An 18,879-nucleotide genomic window follows, 5' to 3' on the forward strand; every position below is an offset into this window, starting at 1 on the left:
TTTCTCTCCTTTACGGTTATAATAGAGGTAAATGAACATGGTTCAGGGAGGTGGCAGGCATGTCGTTTTCATTGACGTTCTGGATTATTGCAATCGTGCTCGCTTTGTACATGACAGGCATTCTCACTGCAGCCTACAACAATGACAAAACAAAAGGCCTTTGATCGGCCAAGCCTCTCTCCGAGAGGCTTTTTTCATTTTCATTTTCGGATGATCCTCGTTATTCTCACCAATGCCCCTGGTAAACCTCACGCCAAAAAGGTTTGAAGGAATGTCGCCATTCCCTCAAACCTTGTTGTTTGCAACCGTATGCCGGATCAACTATAGATTTCGATCACGTTGTGGTCTCCCAAGCGCTGCGCAAGCAATTCGCGCGAAATGCGCAATCCGCCTGCTCGGTATGGCTGGTCAATCGTTTCCGCCTCAAGCTTCTGTCCGTGCAGCACCGCGCGTTTGGCACGAGAACCGCTCAGATGGTAGACAAACGTTACTGGTTTGCCCGCAAATTCGAAGTCAAAGCACAATCCGTCCAGGTGGGCAGGCAATACCGGGTCGATAATCAGGTCTTCCTCAGCCTGGCGAATGCCCAGCGCGTTCGAAATGAGCTGATTCATATAAATCCCAGGACCGCTGGAATAGATTCTCCAACCACCTTTGACTTGAACTTCACCGGAACGGAGCTTGCCAAATTGCTCCTGTGCGTCATAACGGCTGTTGAATTTGCCGTCAGAGCTGCTGAAGTAAGCATTGCTCTGACGAAGTTCCGCGTTGGGAACGACTTCCTGGATGCCGACCGGATTAATGATGCCCAGTCCGTTCCATACTTCTTCCGCATGTCCCAGCTTCGCCATTGCCTCCACATAACGGATATGCGCGTGCACATACTGCAAGCCTACCTCACGTCCAAAATTGGAGGCCTGCTCTGCCCGTTTAAAATGCGTGCTGACTCCGCCATCATATTGTGCAGGACGATTCATGAGCCTTACCCCATCCGGACAGAACAATTCCTTCTTGATGAGACGATAATGGGCATCCGCCTGCTCGGGTTCCAACAGCCCGGCAATCATGCTGCGCGTCATCGGCAGCAGGCGATACTGGATGCCTGTCTCTCGGTCGTCCGGATGAAGCATACGTTTGGCCTGCTCCGGATCCTCCAGATAGATGAAGCCCGGAATGACATCCGTGCTCAGCATATATTTGGTGAAGTCTCTCTTCACGCCGGCTGCCATATTGGCCAATTCCTCGGCAAGCTCCGGCTTGACCGTCCCCAGCGCTTTGGACAGCTGCGTCAGCGTTTGATACGTCAGTGCCACGGTCCAGCTGCTGACCATGTAGCGTTTAAGCTGGGCATTGGCAGGCTGCAGCGTATCATCCCAATCCCCGTCGCCATAAGAAGACAGGAACGTGTCATGCAGGAAGTGGCTTCGGATATATTCCAGCTCTTTCAATGCGTGCGCCAGAATCGTCGCCTTATCTTCGGTGAAATGGAACCCGTGTTTGACCGTAAACGGTACTTCTTCGTCAAGGATGGCGTAATCCCTCGTTGCTATCAAATAATCGCTTAACACTTTGAGCGGCCAGACAATGATGTCGCCGTGGCTCTCTTCCTGCTGAATGTTGAAGTAACGGTCAAACATGAACCACTGCGGCCAGTTGCCGTCGTCTTCATATTGGTGGGAATACACCATTTTGAGAATGTCTCGCACCTCTTCGAATTTGTGAGTAGCCATGAAGTATTCGACCGGCCCCTGGCAGACGTCGCGTGTCCCCCAAGCCGCGCCGCCATATTGTTCAAGCCCATGCGGCACCGAATAATGTACCAGCATGTTATGCGTGTACCACCAGGCAAGCGCGTTTACCTTGAACAGGTCTTCACCGATGGCTTCATTTGGCAAGGAGAGACGGAACCCGTTCATGACTTCGGCATAAAACGCGCGATACGCTTCCTTTTCTACCTCAAAGCTTCGCATAGAAGGCAGGACGGCTTCGCCTTCCAACACTCCTTCCATAGTGAGCGTCCATTCTGCGGCCGTCCCCAGCTGCAGCGTAATCAGCGAACCGTCTCCCGGATGAACCCCGCTGGCAAGACGTGTCTCATCCCCGATCTTCACTGCCGCTCCGTCCACGCGCATGCGGTACTCGAGATTCGGATATTTTTCCGCGCTTGGGGCAGACGTGTGGGCCTGGATCACCAGCACGCCATCCCGCTCGCTGATCCGGGCAGGTGTTTCGTATTCATTCACGTTCATCGTAATCTGGTTGGTCACCAGATAACGATATTCGCGGCCCTGCACCGATTTCACATGCATGCGGATTTCCGGCGTATCCAATGTGGTGTAGTTGGTCACAACCAGCGTATCCTGTTCTGTTTTGTAGTACCAGCGGGCATAGTTGAAGCCCATTTCGAACAGCGAAGGCATCGTCAGCAAGCGGAACACGCCATCCATCTCGACGTACAAACGCTGGCCGGACGACTTCGGAATGTTGAGTGCGCTGCGGGCATTGCTCATCATTTTATTGAAATTGGTATTGCCCACGACGACGTGCGAATTGAAGATACCATACATGTACGATGTGGTCGTTATGACTTGCTGTCCCAACTTCACGTTGTTGCCGCTCATCAAAATATGCCCGTGCGGACGTTCCACGCGAAGTTCTTTTTCTTTCAATACGACATGTTCATGCGTATCGGTGAAGAATGCCAGCAATCGGCCAGCGGATTGCTCCACCTGGCGTCTGTTTGCTTCCGGGAACAATGCGCCCAGTTCTTCCTCTGTCATCGGCAGCGTGCGCAGCGGCTCGCCCAATGCAGGACTCAAAGACACTGCTGGCAGTGCAGCGGCAGCGCGAAGGCCTTCCAAGATCCGGTGGCGTCTGCCCTCGTATTCCTGCCATGCTTGCTGCACGACGTCTTGATACTCCAACGCCTTGACCGCCTCGGGATGATCCGCCTGGAACAACCCGTAAAATACAAAACGCGCTTCGCCGTTCAATGTCGTTTTGCGCGACTGTAACGCCGTGTACGCAAACTCATACTGATAGATTTCGTTAGCCAACGAAGATTGGGTCAGGCTGACGGGTACGTTTGTTTCTTTGTAGCTCAGCCCGAAAAATTGAAATCCGTCCGTCGAATATGCTGCCGAGCCTGTCAATGAACCCTGCTGCATATAAGGAAACGCGCCGCCCTGCGGCTGATTCTGCCGGGAAGCCACAATGTAACCATAGTCTTCGTGCTCGAAGACGGCATGGTCGATATACTGGGACAGATACGCCTCGTTGCTGCGCACGGCACCGGGATCAGCGAGACCGACATCCTGCCCGTACACGACATCGACGCGCTGCCCTTCGCCCCGAAGCGTGACGTCCCAGAACCACACGCCGTGCCCGGTCGGTGCAAATACAACCTCATACGCAACGCCTTTGGCGCGGCCTGTCCACACGATGCCGCTTCCGGCCGAACGGACTGCGCTATTGGCATGAATGCCAAGCAGCGGCACGTAGCTGATCGTTCCATCATCATGGAACCGCAAGTATACATTATTCATGGAGCCGTCCACCGGACTGGACAGCCATTGGTTAATCATCGTCTGCCCGCTCTTGGCCTGGTATAGGTCGCCGCTCTCCCAAAAAGTAAAGTCAAGCTCTCCGGAGCGCACGTTGATCTGTGATTTCGTTATTGTTTTCATATGTCTATTTATTTCCTCCCATGATCATAGCCCTGTTAAACTAAACCAGTCTGAAGCTGCCTTCTTGCACATCGCGGCTATTCGGACCAACGAAGACACGGAAAGCGCCCTTGTCGCTGCGGTAAGACAGATCGGAGTGATGGTAACGGAGCTGCTCCTCTTTCAACGTGAATGCAGCTGTTCCGCTCTCTCCGGCATCCAGATGCAATTTCACGTACCCCTTCAATTCACGCATCGGACGAACCACTTCACCGCTTACGTCCCGAACATATAGTTGAACGGTCTCTACGCCGGCACGATCGCCTGTGTTTGTCACCGAAACCTGAATGGTCAGGGGCTGGCCGGCACTCATTTCCGCACCGGATATTTGCAGTTCCCCATACTCGAAGGTTGTATATGACAAGCCGTAACCAAAGGGAAGCAGCGGTTCGTTCGGGCTGTCGATGTACTTCGATACATAACGTTCTTCGGTTTTCTGCGGATCCAGCGGACGTCCGGTGTTGAAATGGTTGTAGTATACCGGAATCTGGCCTGCCGATCGCGGGAAAGACATGGTAAGCCGTGCAGACGGATTCACCGCGCCCGTGAGCACATCGGCGATGGCCGCACCACCCTCGCTGCCCGGGAACCAGGCTTCGAGCACGGCGTCAGACTCCTCGAACACCCCTTGCAAATCCAGCGGACGTCCGTTGAAGAGCACGGTCGCTATCGGTTTGCCTGCTTGCTTGATCTGTCTGACCAGTTCCAGCTGCGCTTCCGGCAGCCGGATATTGGTACGGGATCCGCCTTCGCCGCTCATTTCCGAATCCTCGCCCAAAGCAAGGATGACGGTATCCGCTTGGCTCGCGGCTTCAAGCGCCTCGGCGATTTGTTCCGGTGTAATGGTGTGAACTCCGCTGCCTGCGGCGATATGCAATTTCCCCGATGGCAGGCGCGCTTCCAGCGCCGTGCCCAATTTCGTTGCATCCGCCTTGACGCCTTCGCATGACCACCAGCCCAGAATGTCCTCGCTTTGAGCGAACGGTCCGATCAATGCCACGCTCGCTTCCGGTCTGATCGGCAGAACGCCATTGTCGTTTTTGAGCAGTACCGCCGATTTGGCAGCCAGCTCATGCGATACCTGGCGATGTTGCTGCGAAAACACGATTTCGCGTTCACGTTCCGGATCGGCGGCACGCAGCGGGTTTTCGAACAGACCCAGCTTGTTTTTCAATTGCAGCACGCGGAGTACCGCTTCATCGATAAGTTTCACATCCACTTCACCGTTCTCGACCAGCTCCGGCAAATGGCGAACATAACATGGTGTCATCATTTCCATGTCCAGACCTGCACGGATCGCACGATAAGCTGCCTCGCGATCATCTTCGGCAGCGCCATGCGCGATCATTTCCCGGACAGATGCCCAGTCCGAGATCAGTACGCCGTCAAATCCCCATTCCTCGCGCAAAATGCCTCTCATCAGTTTTTCGTTGCCGCTGGCCGGAATGCCGTCCACCGTATTGAACGAGGCCATGACCATCTCGCACCCTGCGTCGAGCGCCGCCTTGTATGCAGGCAAATAATACTCGCGCAGCTGCCGTTCCGACATGTCCACCGTGTTATAATCCCGGCCGCCTTCCGCCGCGCCATAAGCAGCAAAGTGTTTCACGCAGGCCGCCAGGCGGTCCAGTTCATCCTTCAGGCTGTCTCCCTGGTAACCGCGCACAAATGCAGCGGCAAACAGACTGTTGAGATACGGGTCTTCACCCGTGGTCTCCATGACCCGGCCCCAACGCGGGTCGCGAACCAGATCAACCATGGGTGCAAAGGTAACGTGGAGACCCGATACGGCCGATTCACGCGCCGCGATCTCCGCGCTTTTCTCCGCCAGCTCGACATCCCACGAGCAGCCGATGGCCAGCGGAATCGGGAAAATGGTTTTATACCCGTGCACCACGTCTGCCATAAATAGCAATGGAATGCCCAAACGGCTTTTCTTCAAATAAGCTTGCTGTACATCGATGATTGCCTGCGCTCCCGACAATCCCAAAATCGAACCGCTGGCGTTCACCGACTGTTCGGTGATGCCCATTTCCTCCATCGGGCCCGTGATTTGCCCCTCGACGTCCGTGCCTTCGTAGAAGTTGGCCGTAAGCTGAAGAAGCTGGGCCGTTTTTTCTTCCAGGGTCATTTGGCTGACCAGGTCTTGTAGTTGCTGATTATCCATCCGTTCCATCCTCCGCAAGTCGTTGAAGTCAAAAATAAATGCGTTACAAACCGTTATTACCGGAAATCATGCCATTCGTTATTTTAAAAAGACCCGGCTGCAGTGAAACTACGCGCCGGGTCCGGATGATCGGACTGACAGACCTGCTGTCACATCCCATCATTGTGTAGCTGAAGCATTACTTGAATTTTTCGTTCAGTTCATCCAAGTAAGGTTGAACCAGAGATTGTTTGCTGGCTACCCATTCCTTCCAGTTGGCTTCGAGATCGCCGCTTTTCAGGATCAGGTTGGCGTATTCGCTCGAATAATCGAATGTAGCTTGGTTTTTCGCTTTGGAATCGTAGAGCTGTACATCCCAATCATACGCGGCAAGCGAGTTCGATTTCGATCCCAGCTCGGCTTTTTCTTGGAACAATTTCACCGCTCTGTCGCGATAATCTTTTTTGATTGCCGGGTTGATTACGCTGAAGTCGTCTCCGAGCAGGTACAGTCCTTCAAAACGTGCTGGGTATTTGTCTTCCAGCGTTGTGCCTTCAGGCAGCAAGCTAACCAATTCGTTGTTTTCGTCGTATTTCCAATCTGTTCCTTCAAAGCCCATGTTAATGAGCATTTGGCCTTCTTTGCTTGTGGAGTAATCCAGCAGATCCATGATCCGTTCGAATTTCTCGTCACTGATGTTTGGATTGAAGATCAGGGCAGACCAGAAGTTGGCTTGCTCCAGGTTGCGGTATTTACCGTCCTCGCCCAATACGATGGCAGTGTGTACCAGATCATCGCTATCTACGCCCAGGTTTTTCTTGATATCTGTATCCAGGCCTTGTCTGTAAGAAGCAAGACCGCCCAAGCTGGTTACAGCGGCTGTTCCCGTCACTTTAAAGTTATTCTGGCCCTCATTGTTCTTCCATGTGTAGAACTCCGGATTCAACAAACCTTCTTTATATGCGTCTTGCATAATTTTCAATGCTTCCAATGTTTCAGGTTCTGCCGGTCCCCAATGGAATTGGCCGTCTTCGCCTTTATAGAACGGTGCATCCGTGATGGCATGTACGCTGTTTGGCATGATGATGTTTGTCATCGCGTCAGCGGCATTGTAGGACAGTGGTACAAGTTTGTTGCCCACTTTGCCCGGATCCTTCTCTTTCACCAGTCTTGCATATTCGTTCAATTCGGATGTGGTATACGCATCCTTCAACTCAAAACCTACCGCTTCAGCCCAGTCTTTGCGAAGGGCAATAACGCCGATTTGGTTCGTCAGCGGATCTGCTGGTTTGTTTTCATAGTAGATTGGTCTAGGCAAAATGTAAGTACCGCCCGTCAATTCTTCCAGCTTGTCTCCGAGGCCTGTCAGCGCGTAGGCTGCAGCCACGTTTGGCCAGCGCTCTTTCCAGTCATCCGGGAATTTGTAGAGCAAACCTTGGTCGATATAATTCATGGCATCGCCATGCACATAGTTCCATACGGCGACGTCCGGCAGGTCGCCGGAGTTGATCCACAAGCGAAGTTTCTCACCCCAGGAATCCCAATCCACGTAGTTGTAATCCCATGTCACGTTGAACTTGTCTGTCCAGAATTTGTGGAAATCGTTATCCAGATTCCCGTCCTTCACTTCGGTCAGATTGGCTACGGAGATGGTCAGATTGTCTTTGTAATTCCCATCCGCATCCTTTTCGTTGCCGCCTTGCGCGCTATTGTTGGAACAAGCGGATACCACCAGCATCAGCATACAGAGCGTGATGGCAAAGATGGATTTTACGGACAACTTTTTGTTCGTTTTCATGCTTTTACCCCCATTTGATTTTGGTAGAAGTCGGGTTATAAATCCTATTGTATAATCAGGTCTTGATAGCCCCTGTTAATACCCCTTTGGCAAAGTGCTTTTGCAGCATCGGGAAGAAACACATAATCGGTACCATCGTTACGAATACGGCAGCCATCTTCATGCCCATCGAGAAGTTGCTGGCTTTGACGGCATCGAGGCTTGATGCGTTGGACGCGTTCGTTTGCGATTGAACGATGATGGAGCGCAATACGTTCTGCAGCGGAAGCTGGTCCGCTTTTCTCAGGAAGATCATCGCGTCGTACCAACTGTTCCAATAAGCGACGCCATAGAAGAGTGTAATGGTTGCGATAATCGGCGTTGCCAGCGGAAGCACGACAGAGAACAAAATTCTCCATTCTCCCGCCCCGTCCAGCCTCGCCGATTCCATCAGCGATTCAGGCACGGTATAGAAGTAGTTCATCATCAGGATCATGTTGAAGGCACTGAAGCTGCCTGCCAGGATGACGGACCACAACGTTCCCGTCAGATGAAGTGTTTTCATGATCAGGTACAGCGGCACGATCCCTCCGTTGAAGATCATGGTGAACAGAACCAGAAAGAAGATGAACCTTTTAAAAGGAAACTTGTTGCGGCTGAGTCCATATGCCATGCTCGTGGTCAAGAACATGCTGAGCGGCAGACCGATGACGAGCAGGATCAGCGTATTTTTGTATCCCGTAAAGATACTTCCATCCGCGAACAGCGCTCGGTATGAATCCAGCGTGAATTCTTTCGGGAACATCAAGAGCGGGTTGCTCGCGTATTCTTTTTGCGTTGCGAACGAAATCATGATGACATTCCAGAACGGAATCAGAATCATGAGCGCAAGCACAAGCAGAACGGCAAAAATGAAATAATCGAGAGCGGTCATTCTATCCGTGCCGATTTTGGATTTGGATCTTTTCTTGCTCATTTGGCTTTTCTTCTCCTCTCTTATCGGAACAAACCGTCTCCGCCAAGCATCTTGGCAAATCTGTCAGCGAGAATCAACAGGATCATGTTCACGAGGGAACGGAACAAGCTGACTGCTGTCGAGAACGAGAAGTCGGTTGAAGACTGGAACGTAATGCGGTAGATATAAACGTCCAGCACTTCCGATACGTTTTTGGTTGCGGCGTTGGCCAAGTTGAAAATCTGGTCGAAACCGGAAGACATCAGACCGCCGACGGACAGGATAAACATGACTGTGATCGTTGGCATAATATTCGGCAATGTGATGCGGAACATTTGCTGCAAACGGGACGCACCGTCAATCTGTGCGGACTCGTATTGATCCTGGTCAATCCCCGAAATGGCGGCCATAAAGATGATTGCGCTCCATCCCGTCGATTTCCAGATATCCGTAAGCAGCAGCATCGGTACAAAGTTGGATTCCGAACCAAGGAAGTTGATGGTTGGCAATCCAAGCAAGGCCAGTGTGCTGTTGACCAGTCCGTCATAAGCCAGAACGTTGATAACGACCCCGGACACGATGATCCAGGACAGGAAATGCGGGAACGTCAGGATGGTCTGGAACCATTTTTTCCCTCTGCGCATTCTCAGTTCGTTCAAGAGCAAGGCCAGAATGATCGGGAACGGGAACTGGATGATCAGTTTCAGGATATTAATGTACAACGTACGCCATACGGCATCGATAAAGGTCGGGTCACGGAACACGTATTTGAAATTCTCGAATCCAACCCATGGACTGCCCAAGATGCCAAGGTTGGCCTTGTAGTCCTTGAAAGCCAGAGACAGACCGCCCATCGGCATGTAAGCGAACAGAATCAACCACGCGAGCCCCGGTATAAGCAGGGTATAGGTCATTCTGTGCTTCCACATCTCTTTCCAGAGCGGATTGCCGCCAGGGCTTCCCTTCAGCTTTTTGCTAGGTCCTTCGGCTGCAGGTTTCAATTTTGCATCTCCTCACTCTACTGTTGTCTTATCTTCAAACAAAAAATGAAACATCGTTTCCAGATGGTGCTCCCAGAATGTCCACTCATGGCTTCCCGGGGATTCCACATATCGAAAATCGTATGCAGTGCCTTGCATGTACTCCGCAAAGCGGCGGTTCATGTCCACGAACGGGTCGCTTTCACCGCAGCAGTTAAGAATTTCCGGCAATCTTCGGCCCTCTTGCAGCAGCTTGGCGGACAGCGCGTACAAATCCTGGTCGGGTTTGACCTGCAAACGTTCTCCAAAAACCGCTTTCATTTCTCTGATCATACCCGGAGGCATTTGCGGGTCTTGAAGCCGGGTTTGAAGATCGGTCACGCCGGAAAGCGAAACGACCTTACGGTAACGTTCGGGATATGTCAGTGCGCATTTTAACGCTCCGTACCCACCCATCGACAACCCAGCTACGTAGGTTTTGTCTGGATCAGGGTTCAGGTTTAACTGGCGCCTGCATAGTTCGGGCAATTCTTGCGTGATGTAATAAAAGTAATTCAGGCCATACTCCATGTCGGTGTAATAGCTTCGGTTTGCTTCCGGCATAATGACGGTACAGCCGTATTTTTGCGCATACATCTCAATCGTAGTCAAGCGATGCCAAGTGCTCGCATTATCACCTGCCCCGTGCAATAGGTATATCGTCCCTCCAGAAGTATTTCCGGAGTCACAGGACACGACATGAATGCTGGTGTTCATGCACAAGGTGGCCGATCCCGTTTCAATCGTGATATGTGCCATTTGCAACTCCTTTCTTGTTTGGCTGTTGGTGTACTGTTCTCTCGCAGCCTTTTCTGTTGCAGTCTTCGTGAATCCCCCAAAATGTGCTAACGATTCGAAACGATTTTCTCGAATCGTTTCAAAAGTAGGTTGACGTTTATTTACATAGACTGAAAAACAGCATTTTTCACTTGGAAGCGATTTCTTCGAATCGTTTCGAGTAAATCATAATCCCGATGAGTAAATCCTGTCAATAACCTTTTTGTTTTTTTGCGTTATTTTATGGATATTGGCTCGATTTAAATGGAAATCACCTTGGATTCCATCCTTTTATTACTAATTTTCATCCGATTATTAACCCAATGTACATTGTTCATTGACATCATTCGCGGATTGTACTAACATAAATTCGAATTTTGTAAACGGATTTAAGAAAACGTTTCACCTCCCTTCCCTCGCGGATTGGATCATGGAAAGGAGCACCTGATGTCTACTCTGCCGAATCAGTTTGTTCGTTCGATCGATGAACAAGGTTTGAATGTATATTCCATTCGTGTCCTCCAGCATGGAGAACTCATCTCGGCCTGGGATCGAAGCAAGGACTGCCGCCGGGTGCAGCATTCGATCAGCAAATCTTTTACGTGCATGGCGATCGGGCTTGCGCTTGAAGAAGGCCTGTTGCGGCTGGATACCCGGCTTGGGGAGTACTTTGCTTATGATGTATTACCCCAGAATCATCCAACTGCCTTGTCTTCAAGAGAGCTTCGCCTGATCGATTTGCTCCGGATGTCTTCCGGACATGACACTCCTCCTTTATTTGCAGATGAACGGGCCGCTTTGAAGGAGAACGATTGGGTCAAACATTATATGTCCCTAGCGCTGGATCGTTTGCCTGGCGAGCATTTCACGTACAGCAGCGGCGATACGTTCATGATTTCGGCATTGTTCCAGGCAGCCGCTGGTCAGACGGTGAAGGATTACCTGACCCCGCGCTTGTTCGAACCGCTAGGCATTCATAACGTAGCGTGGGAAACGTCTCCGCTTGGCATAACGCTGGGATGTGCCGGTTTGCAGATCAGCAACGAGGAACTCAGCCGCTTCGGACAATTTCTGCTGCAGGAAGGCAGCTGGAAAGGCTCGCAGCTGGTGCCTGCCGAATGGATTCGTAGGTCAACCCGCAAACAAATCGAAACAACGGGCGACGGAGACTGGGGGGAAGGATACGGTTATCAATTCTGGATGTGTTCCCATGATGCTTACCGTGCGGATGGCGCTTATGGCCAGCTTTGTGTGGTTCTGCCCAAGCAGCAGGCGGTCGTTGCCGTCAATAGTCAGGAAGAGAACATGCAGGGCATTTTGAACGCGATCTGGGACAGCATTTTACCGCTCTTGAATTAATTTCCTTCAGGCCGGCTGAAAATATACGAGTTCTCTGCAACCTAAAAAAGCCATGGAGCACGAGACTCCATGGCTTTATTGAATTACCCAAGTTGCGGAAGTTGGGTCATGTCCGTCAAACACTGTGCGCATATGTAACGCTCTTTGAACTCGTTCACTTCTTCCATCGATCCACAGAAAATGCACTTCGGACGATATCTCTCCAAAATGATATGGTCCCCTTGGACTAAAATCTCTACTGGATCCCCTTCATTCATTTGATACCTTTTGCGCAAAGATTTAGGCAATACGATTCTACCCAATTGGTCAACCTTGCGGACAACTCCTGCTGGTTTCATGCTAAGGCACACCTCTCCTATCGAACTCTAAATTTCTAGGTACATTTGTACTATGTTTATAGATTCGCCGGGCATTTGTCGAATCCTGCTGGAAATAAACATTTTTTGTCCTTTTTTTTGAAAATTGTTTTTTTGCTGAATTTTACCCGCGCTCTTTCTGGTGTCAACGATTAGTCCAGACCCGGAAATTGGAGCTGACGCAATGCTTCATATACGATGATCGCCGCGGAATTGGATAAATTGAGAGATCTCACATCCCCTGTCATCGGCATTCTCATGGCCGTTTCCGGATTGGCGGCAATCAGCTCGGGAGGCAAACCTTTGGTTTCTTTGCCAAACACAAAAAAGTCCCCGTCACGGAACTCGAAGTCGCTATACCGGTTTTTCGCCTTGGTTGTCGCATAAAAAAAACGCCCCTCCGGGTATTTCTGCTGTACCTCTTCAAACGAATCATGGTATTCGATATGCACAGCATGCCAATAATCCAATCCGGCACGTTTCAATGTAGCGTCATCCGTTCGAAAGCCCAACGGACGCACCAGATGAAGATGCGCACCCGTTGCTGCGCAAGTCCGCGAAATATTGCCTGTATTTGCCGGGATTTCAGGTTCAACCAGAACGATGTGTAATGCCATATGTGTTCAATCTCCTTTTATGTGTTCATGAAATGTAATGTAATGTACACGCTTCAAGTCGTTTTTATTCGGCGCACTCCCCTTCAACGGCTGCTTGTTCGCCATCTAATGCGTCCGCTGCTCCGATGCGCATGCTTCTGCTATCTTAAAAGAAAAGCCCCCCACACGTCAAATGTGGGAGGCCTTGGCATCACATTATGCCGCGCGTCCATAGCCATGGCCGCCAGCCAATGCTGCGATACTGCTCGTTAACCGTTCGTTTGTTGGAAATGGTTCATGAAATCGGTCAATGCTTTTACGCTCTCATAAGGTGCCGCATTGTAAATGGAGGCACGAAGACCGCCTACGCTGCGGTGTCCTTTCAGACCGACGAACCCTTCTTGTTCTGACGCTTTGATGAATTGTTTTTCCAGCTCCTCCGTAGCAAGACGGAACGTCACGTTCATCAGAGAGCGATCGGAAGCATCGACGCAACCGCGATAGAAGCCTTGGGAAGCATCGATGGCGTTATAAAGAAGCTCTGCTTTTTTGACGTTTTTCTGTTCGATGCCAGCCAGTCCGCCCTGCTCCTCGATCCATTTCAACACTTCATTTACCATGTATACCGAGAAGGAAGGCGGTGTGTTGTAGAGGGAATTGTTGTCCAGGTGCGTGCTGTAACGGAACATCGTCGGGATCGTTTTTGGCGAGCTGCTCAGCAGCTCTTCACGAGCGATGACCACCGTAATTCCGGACGGCCCCAGGTTTTTCTGAGCACCGGCATAAATCATGCCGAATTGATTCAAGTCGAAAGGCTTGCAGAAAATGTCACTCGACATGTCTGCGATGAGCGGCACGGCTCCTGTGTCCGGGAATGCTTTGAACTGGGTGCCTTCAATCGTTTCATTGGACGTCAAGTGCACATAAGCCGCATTTGCAGGCAGATCCAGGTTGGAAACGTCAGGCAAACGCATGTATTTGTCGGCTTCGGAAGATGCGGCGATATGTGTCTCCCCGATCAGCTTCGCTTCAGCCAGCGCCTTTTTGGCCCAGCTGCCCGTCATGACGTAGCTCGCAGTCTTCCCTTCGCTAAGAAGATTCAGCGGCAGCATGGCGAATTGGGTGCTCGCTCCGCCCTGAAGGAACAATACCTTGTATCCTTTTGGGTTGCCCAGCAGCGACAGCAAACGTTCCTGCGCCTCGTTATGTACAGATTCGTACACGGCTCCACGGTGAGACATCTCCATGATGGACATGCCCGTATTGCGGAAATCTACGAACTCGGCTTGGGCTCTTTCCAATACCTCCAATGGCAATGCTGCTGGTCCTGCATTAAAATTGTAAGCTCTCTTTGTCAAAACTTCCCCCACCCTTTCCATCCGTAACTGACATATGAAGTAAATATTATCGCTATGATATCAGTATTCCCTGTCCACTTCAAGGGCAATAAGCACCGTAGCCGACGATCCGGGCAATCAAATTCCTTTATCGCCCTGCAAAGTTAATGCACTGCCACATCAAAATAAAAAAATTCTGCCACTATACGCCGAGTGAAAAGACAGCCTATATTGGATAGAAGCTTCTGCAAAATCCGGAAATGCGCTTCATTCGAATTTCCATTCCACTTCCCGCCCCATCTTATCAGGAAAAAACCTCCGGGAAACGTTGTTCCGGAGGTTTTTCCTTCATTAATAGCACGATTCTTCGTCGGCTGATTAGCAGTCGAAGTAGAGGCTGTATTCGTGTGGATGAATACGAATCGCAACGGATTTTGCTTCATCACGTTTCAGGTTGATGTAGTTATCGATGAATTCTTTTGTAAATACGTTACCTTCAGTCAAGAACTCATGGTCTGCTGCCAAAGCATCCAATGCTTCTTCGAGGGAAGCAGGTACGCTGCGGATGTTTTCTTTGTCAGCATCGGACAGGTCGTAGATGTTTTTGTCAAGCGGTCCGTAACCCAGCTCCGTCGGGTTGATTTTGCGTTTGATTCCGTCCAGACCGGCCATCAGCATGGCTGCGAACGCCAAGTATGGGTTAGCTGTGGAGTCAGGTGTACGGAACTCGATACGACAACCTTTAGGTGTCACGGCTGCAACCGGAATACGTACCGCTGCAGAACGGTTACCTTTGGAGTAAACCAGGTTAACCGGTGCTTCGTAACCAGGAACCAAACGTTTGAACGAGTTCGTGCTTGGGTTTGTCAAAGCGATCAGCGCAGGTGCATGGTACAGAATACCGCCGATGTAGTGCAAAGCCATTTCGCTCAGGTTGGCATATCCGCCTTTTTCATAGAACAATGGGATATCGCCGTTGAAGATCGATTGGTGAACGTGCATTCCGCTACCATTGTCGCCGAACAGCGGTTTAGGCATGAACGTTGCCGTTTTGCCATACTGGCGAGCTGTGTTGTGAACGATATATTTGTATACGAGCAGGTTATCTGCTGTTTTTACCAAGGTATCAAAACGGAAGTTGATTTCGGCTTGACCTGCTGTCGCCACTTCATGGTGATGACGTTCAACGGACAGGCCTGCTTCTTCAAGAAGGCGACACATTTCGCTGCGGATATCTTGTTGTGTATCTACTGGAGCTACCGGTACATAACCACCTTTGGTACGTACCTTGAAGCCCAGGTTTCCACCTTCTTCTTTACGGTTGGTGTTCCAGGAAGCTTCTTCGGAATCAACGTAGTAGGAAGAGCTGTTCGTGCCGCTCTCGTAACGTACGTCGTCGAAAATGAAGAACTCGGATTCTGGTGCGAAGAATGCAGCTGTGCCGATGCCTGTTTCTTGCAGGTAAGCTTCAGCCTTTACAGCGATGCTGCGTGGGTCACGCTCATAGCGCTCTCCGTCCGGTGTGAAAATGTCACACATAACATTCAGCGTAGGATGTGCAGTGAACGGATCGACGTAAGTCGATTCAGGATCGGGCATCATAACCATATCGGACTCTTCAATTCCACGGAAACCTGCAATCGAGGAACCGTCAAAGGCAACTCCATTCACAAAGGTGTCTGCGTCAACGGCGGAAGCCGGCAAGGAAATGTGATGCGCACGACCAGCCAAATCTACGAAACGAAAATCTACCCACTCGATGTTGTTCTCTTGAATTGATTTCAATACGTTTTCTACCGACATGTATTCGTCCTCCCAAATTTTCCGAACATTAAACAGCCCCGCTAAAGAAAATGTTCATATTCGAATTTTTTTCTGTCGTCATTATAAATCTCAGACTTTACACCGTCAATACTTATGTAAGGTATTTTTTGCGGAGATGTAAGATATGCTCACATTTTATAAATTCTCTGAATTCTCGTAACAAAGTGCAAATGCAGTATTTGACCAGTTTAATGCGGTAAAGCAGGCACTATCTTGTCCTAAATATTGGATATTACCTGCCATATAAATGTTTCTTATCAGTATTGATTAATAAATACGTTCAATGGAGGTGAAATGTGACATCGAAATATGGACTTTTCCCGGAGCTCTACCACAATTCGCGGTCTATTTTATGGGGGCAGCTCCATTCCTCTTTACCCAAACGATAGTTAATCTCTAATCTAAAAAAAGGGCACCTGCCCCGATCACCAGTATACTTGGCAATCTAGGCAGCTACCCAACATCATATGTCTATGCGCAAAATCGAAACATCATTGAATTAAACGTTAAACGCCCACTCTGGCCGGGAAGAAATCTGCCGGCTGTTTGGCCGTGCTGAACGTTCTGCCCACCAATGGAGCCAACTTCTCCAGATCCTGCAGCAGGCCCGCAAATTGGTCAGGGAACAAGGATTGCACGCCATCGCCCGTCATGGAATTGTCCGGGTCGGTATGCATCTCGATAATCAGTCCGTTCGCGCCAGCTGCCACGGAGGCCTTCGTCATCGGCTCTACGAGCTCGCGGCGGCCCGTGCCATGGCTAGGGTCGGAAATGACCGGCAAATGACTCAGAGACTGCAGAACAGGGATTGCAGACAGGTCAAGCGTGTTGCGCGTGTACGTTTCAAACGTACGAATGCCGCGTTCACACAGCATAACATTTGGATTCCCCCCCGCCAGAATGTACTCGGCAGCGTTAAGGAATTCATCGTATGTCGCACTGAATCCACGTTTTAGCAGAACAGGTTTCCCGCACTCGCCCAATTTGCGCAGCAAGTCAAAGTTCTGCATGTTACGTGTGCCTACCTGCAGAATGTCCGCATATTCAGCACAAATATCAACGTATTCGGGAGTCATGACTTCCGTGATGGTCAACAGGTCATGCTTCTTGCCCGCTTCGGCCATCATGATCAAGCCTTCCACGCCTGTTCCTTGGAAGCTGTATGGACCTGTGCGCGGTTTGAACGCTCCGCCGCGAAGCACCTGTCCGCCAGCAGCTTTGACCAATCCGGCAATTTCGTCGATCTGTGCAGCCGATTCAACAGCACAAGGTCCGCCCATGACAACCAGTTCTTTTCCGCCGATTTCGACGCCTTTAATGTTGATGACCGTGTCGGACGGGTGGAAATCACGGCTTGCCAGTTTATAGGATTTCGAGATTTTCACAACATTTTCGACGCCCTTCATTTGGCGCAAATGCTCGGCCATCTTTGGCTCCACCTTGCCGATGAGACCAATAATCGTACGATCTTCCCCTCGGGATACATGAGCTTGAAGCCCTTCCTTTTCGATTACGGTCACGATTTCCTGAATTTGTTCCTCCGCGGCTGACTTGCCTGCAATTACGATCATGATTATCCATCCTTTCATATATGAGAGCTCGCTTGAGATGTATCGATGTCATTATACGATCAAATTCTCTTCCACTTAAACGCTTGTTCGCTTTTAAGCTTTTTAGCTTTTATCCGTTAAAGTGAATATACCATGTTTTTTCCTTATCGTCAAACCTTTTCGTACCACAAACACATCCATCTGTTCTGGTATACAGACTTTCTGTGCAAAGCAGCATGCTCCAATTTAATATTTTCTTCATCTGGTACATCACCCTATCAATGTCGCTATATATATGTAGAAAAGTTTTGTTAATGCTCTGCTTTCCCCCTTGGAAAATGTCTTGCATGCCGCTTCAACGTTTTAACTGCATTTTTCAATCATACTTCATATGGAATGTATGTCTATAACCTCAAAAAAGCCGGCCTCTCAGATCTCAGATCTGAAAAGCCGGCTTCATTCAACCGAATGCATTTACCCCGTTATGAATGGTTGCGCGCCTTCTCGCGCACAGGGGGAAGCAGCTTGCTCATGTTCACCGTCCGCTTGATTTCCCACGTTTCCGGTTTGTCGTGTTCGTACTGCTCGAGGTAAGCGATGACTTCTTTCGTAATCGGCGTCGGCGTCGACGCGCCGGAAGTTACCGCCACTTTGGCCACGTCTTGCAGCCATTCCTGCTTGATTTCGGTCACGTCGCCGACGCGGTAAGCACGAACGCCCGCAATCTCTTCCGACACCTGTGCCAGTCGATTGGAGTTGTTGCTGCGCGGGTCGCCAACCACAATAACCAAATCCGCCTGACCGGCCTGCTCTGCCACGGCTTCCTGACGGACCTGGGTCGCGAGACAGATTTCATTGTGGATCTCGGCACCCGGATACTTCTCCAAAAGCCGGCTCATAATGTGCTTAATGTCCCACTGGCTCATCGTGGTCTGATTGGTAATCAATATTTTGCCTGCCGGCACGTCAAGTTCGGCGATCTCTTCTTCCTTTTCGATCAGATGAACCTTGTCTGGCGCAACGCCGATCGCTCCTTCAGGCTCAGGATGGTTCTTTTTGCCGATGTAAATGATCTCGTATCCCTCGGCCGTTTTTTCCCGAATAAGATCATGGGTTTTCGTCACGTCCGGACAGGTCGCGTCAACGGTGGTCAAGCCTTTCTCCCGCGCCAGTTTGCGTACTTCAGGCGATACGCCATGAGCCGTAAATATAACCGTTCCGCTCTCCACCTGGCTTAAGATTTCCATTCGATTCGGACCGTCCAGCGTTATGATGCCTTCATCCTCAAAGGAATCCGTTACATGTTGATTATGCACGATCATGCCCAATATATATATAGGCCGGGGCAAATCAAGGTTGCGCGCTGCCTGGCGTGCCAACACCATCGCATCCACAACCCCGTAGCAATACCCCCGCGGCGAAATTCGCAATACTTCCACTTGGTTGCCACCCGCTTTC

At 50.4% G+C, this 18,879-nt stretch carries 13 protein-coding genes; 1 reads left to right on the top strand and 12 read right to left on the bottom strand.

Going from position 1 to position 18,879, the window contains the following annotated elements; translation table 11 throughout:
* Positions 1–317 precede the first annotated feature (317 nt).
* The 6 genes from RSX24_RS04185 to RSX24_RS04210 all read right to left on the bottom strand — a co-directional run bounded on the left by RSX24_RS04185 (position 318) and on the right by RSX24_RS04210 (position 10,381).
* On the bottom strand, positions 318–3,686 hold the full coding sequence (locus tag RSX24_RS04185; RefSeq protein WP_343259756.1) for a GH36-type glycosyl hydrolase domain-containing protein: 3,369 nt from the start codon (positions 3,684–3,686) through the stop codon (positions 318–320).
* A gap of 40 nt (positions 3,687–3,726) precedes the next feature.
* Positions 3,727–5,892, bottom strand: a complete 2,166-nt coding sequence (locus RSX24_RS04190; RefSeq protein WP_343259757.1) for a glycoside hydrolase family 3 N-terminal domain-containing protein — start codon at positions 5,890–5,892, stop codon at positions 3,727–3,729.
* A 178-nt stretch (positions 5,893–6,070) separates the two neighbouring features.
* Entirely contained in the window at positions 6,071–7,669 is a 1,599-nt protein-coding gene (locus RSX24_RS04195) for a type 2 periplasmic-binding domain-containing protein (protein WP_236415875.1), read from the bottom strand.
* Positions 7,670–7,724: 55 nt separating this feature from the next.
* Positions 7,725–8,624, bottom strand: coding sequence for a carbohydrate ABC transporter permease (locus tag RSX24_RS04200; protein ID WP_236415876.1), 900 nt, complete (start codon positions 8,622–8,624; stop codon positions 7,725–7,727).
* 20 nt (positions 8,625–8,644) lie between these two features.
* Positions 8,645–9,604 carry an ABC transporter permease gene (locus RSX24_RS04205; RefSeq protein WP_236415877.1) on the bottom strand — a complete coding sequence of 320 codons (960 nt, stop codon included), beginning with the start codon at positions 9,602–9,604 and terminating at the stop codon, positions 8,645–8,647.
* Positions 9,605–9,616: 12 nt separating this feature from the next.
* Positions 9,617–10,381 (bottom strand): alpha/beta hydrolase, encoded by a 765-nt coding sequence (locus RSX24_RS04210; RefSeq protein ID WP_343259758.1) that lies wholly within the window; start codon positions 10,379–10,381, stop codon positions 9,617–9,619.
* A 465-nt stretch (positions 10,382–10,846) separates the two neighbouring features.
* Between RSX24_RS04210 and RSX24_RS04215 the strand changes: the two genes are divergently transcribed.
* Positions 10,847–11,758: a serine hydrolase domain-containing protein gene (locus RSX24_RS04215; protein WP_236415879.1), complete on the top strand. Its 912-nt coding sequence runs from the start codon at positions 10,847–10,849 to the stop codon at positions 11,756–11,758.
* Between the two features lie 83 nt (positions 11,759–11,841).
* Here RSX24_RS04215 and RSX24_RS04220 read toward each other — a convergent pair whose 3' ends face one another.
* The 6 genes from RSX24_RS04220 to RSX24_RS04245 form a co-directional block, all read right to left on the bottom strand.
* Positions 11,842–12,096: an AbrB/MazE/SpoVT family DNA-binding domain-containing protein gene (locus RSX24_RS04220; RefSeq protein WP_236415880.1), complete on the bottom strand. Its 255-nt coding sequence runs from the start codon at positions 12,094–12,096 to the stop codon at positions 11,842–11,844.
* 170 nt (positions 12,097–12,266) lie between these two features.
* Positions 12,267–12,731, bottom strand: coding sequence for a tRNA (uridine(34)/cytosine(34)/5-carboxymethylaminomethyluridine(34)-2'-O)-methyltransferase TrmL (gene trmL, locus RSX24_RS04225; RefSeq protein WP_236415882.1), 465 nt, complete (start codon positions 12,729–12,731; stop codon positions 12,267–12,269).
* A 248-nt stretch (positions 12,732–12,979) separates the two neighbouring features.
* Entirely contained in the window at positions 12,980–14,089 is a 1,110-nt protein-coding gene (gene serC / locus RSX24_RS04230) for a 3-phosphoserine/phosphohydroxythreonine transaminase (protein ID WP_236415884.1), read from the bottom strand.
* Between the two features lie 336 nt (positions 14,090–14,425).
* Positions 14,426–15,850, bottom strand: a complete 1,425-nt coding sequence (glnA, locus tag RSX24_RS04235; RefSeq protein ID WP_236415886.1) for a type I glutamate--ammonia ligase — start codon at positions 15,848–15,850, stop codon at positions 14,426–14,428.
* A gap of 527 nt (positions 15,851–16,377) precedes the next feature.
* A complete protein-coding gene (gene aroF / locus RSX24_RS04240) occupies positions 16,378–17,442 on the bottom strand; it encodes a 3-deoxy-7-phosphoheptulonate synthase (RefSeq protein WP_236415888.1) in 1,065 nt (354 codons plus the stop codon).
* A 461-nt stretch (positions 17,443–17,903) separates the two neighbouring features.
* Positions 17,904–18,860 (bottom strand): 4-hydroxy-3-methylbut-2-enyl diphosphate reductase, encoded by a 957-nt coding sequence (locus tag RSX24_RS04245; RefSeq protein WP_236415891.1) that lies wholly within the window; start codon positions 18,858–18,860, stop codon positions 17,904–17,906.
* Positions 18,861–18,879 lie beyond the last annotated feature (19 nt).

It is taken from the genome of Paenibacillus hubeiensis (assembly GCF_032334105.1).
In the GTDB taxonomy this organism is placed as follows: domain Bacteria; phylum Bacillota; class Bacilli; order Paenibacillales; family Paenibacillaceae; genus Paenibacillus; species Paenibacillus hubeiensis.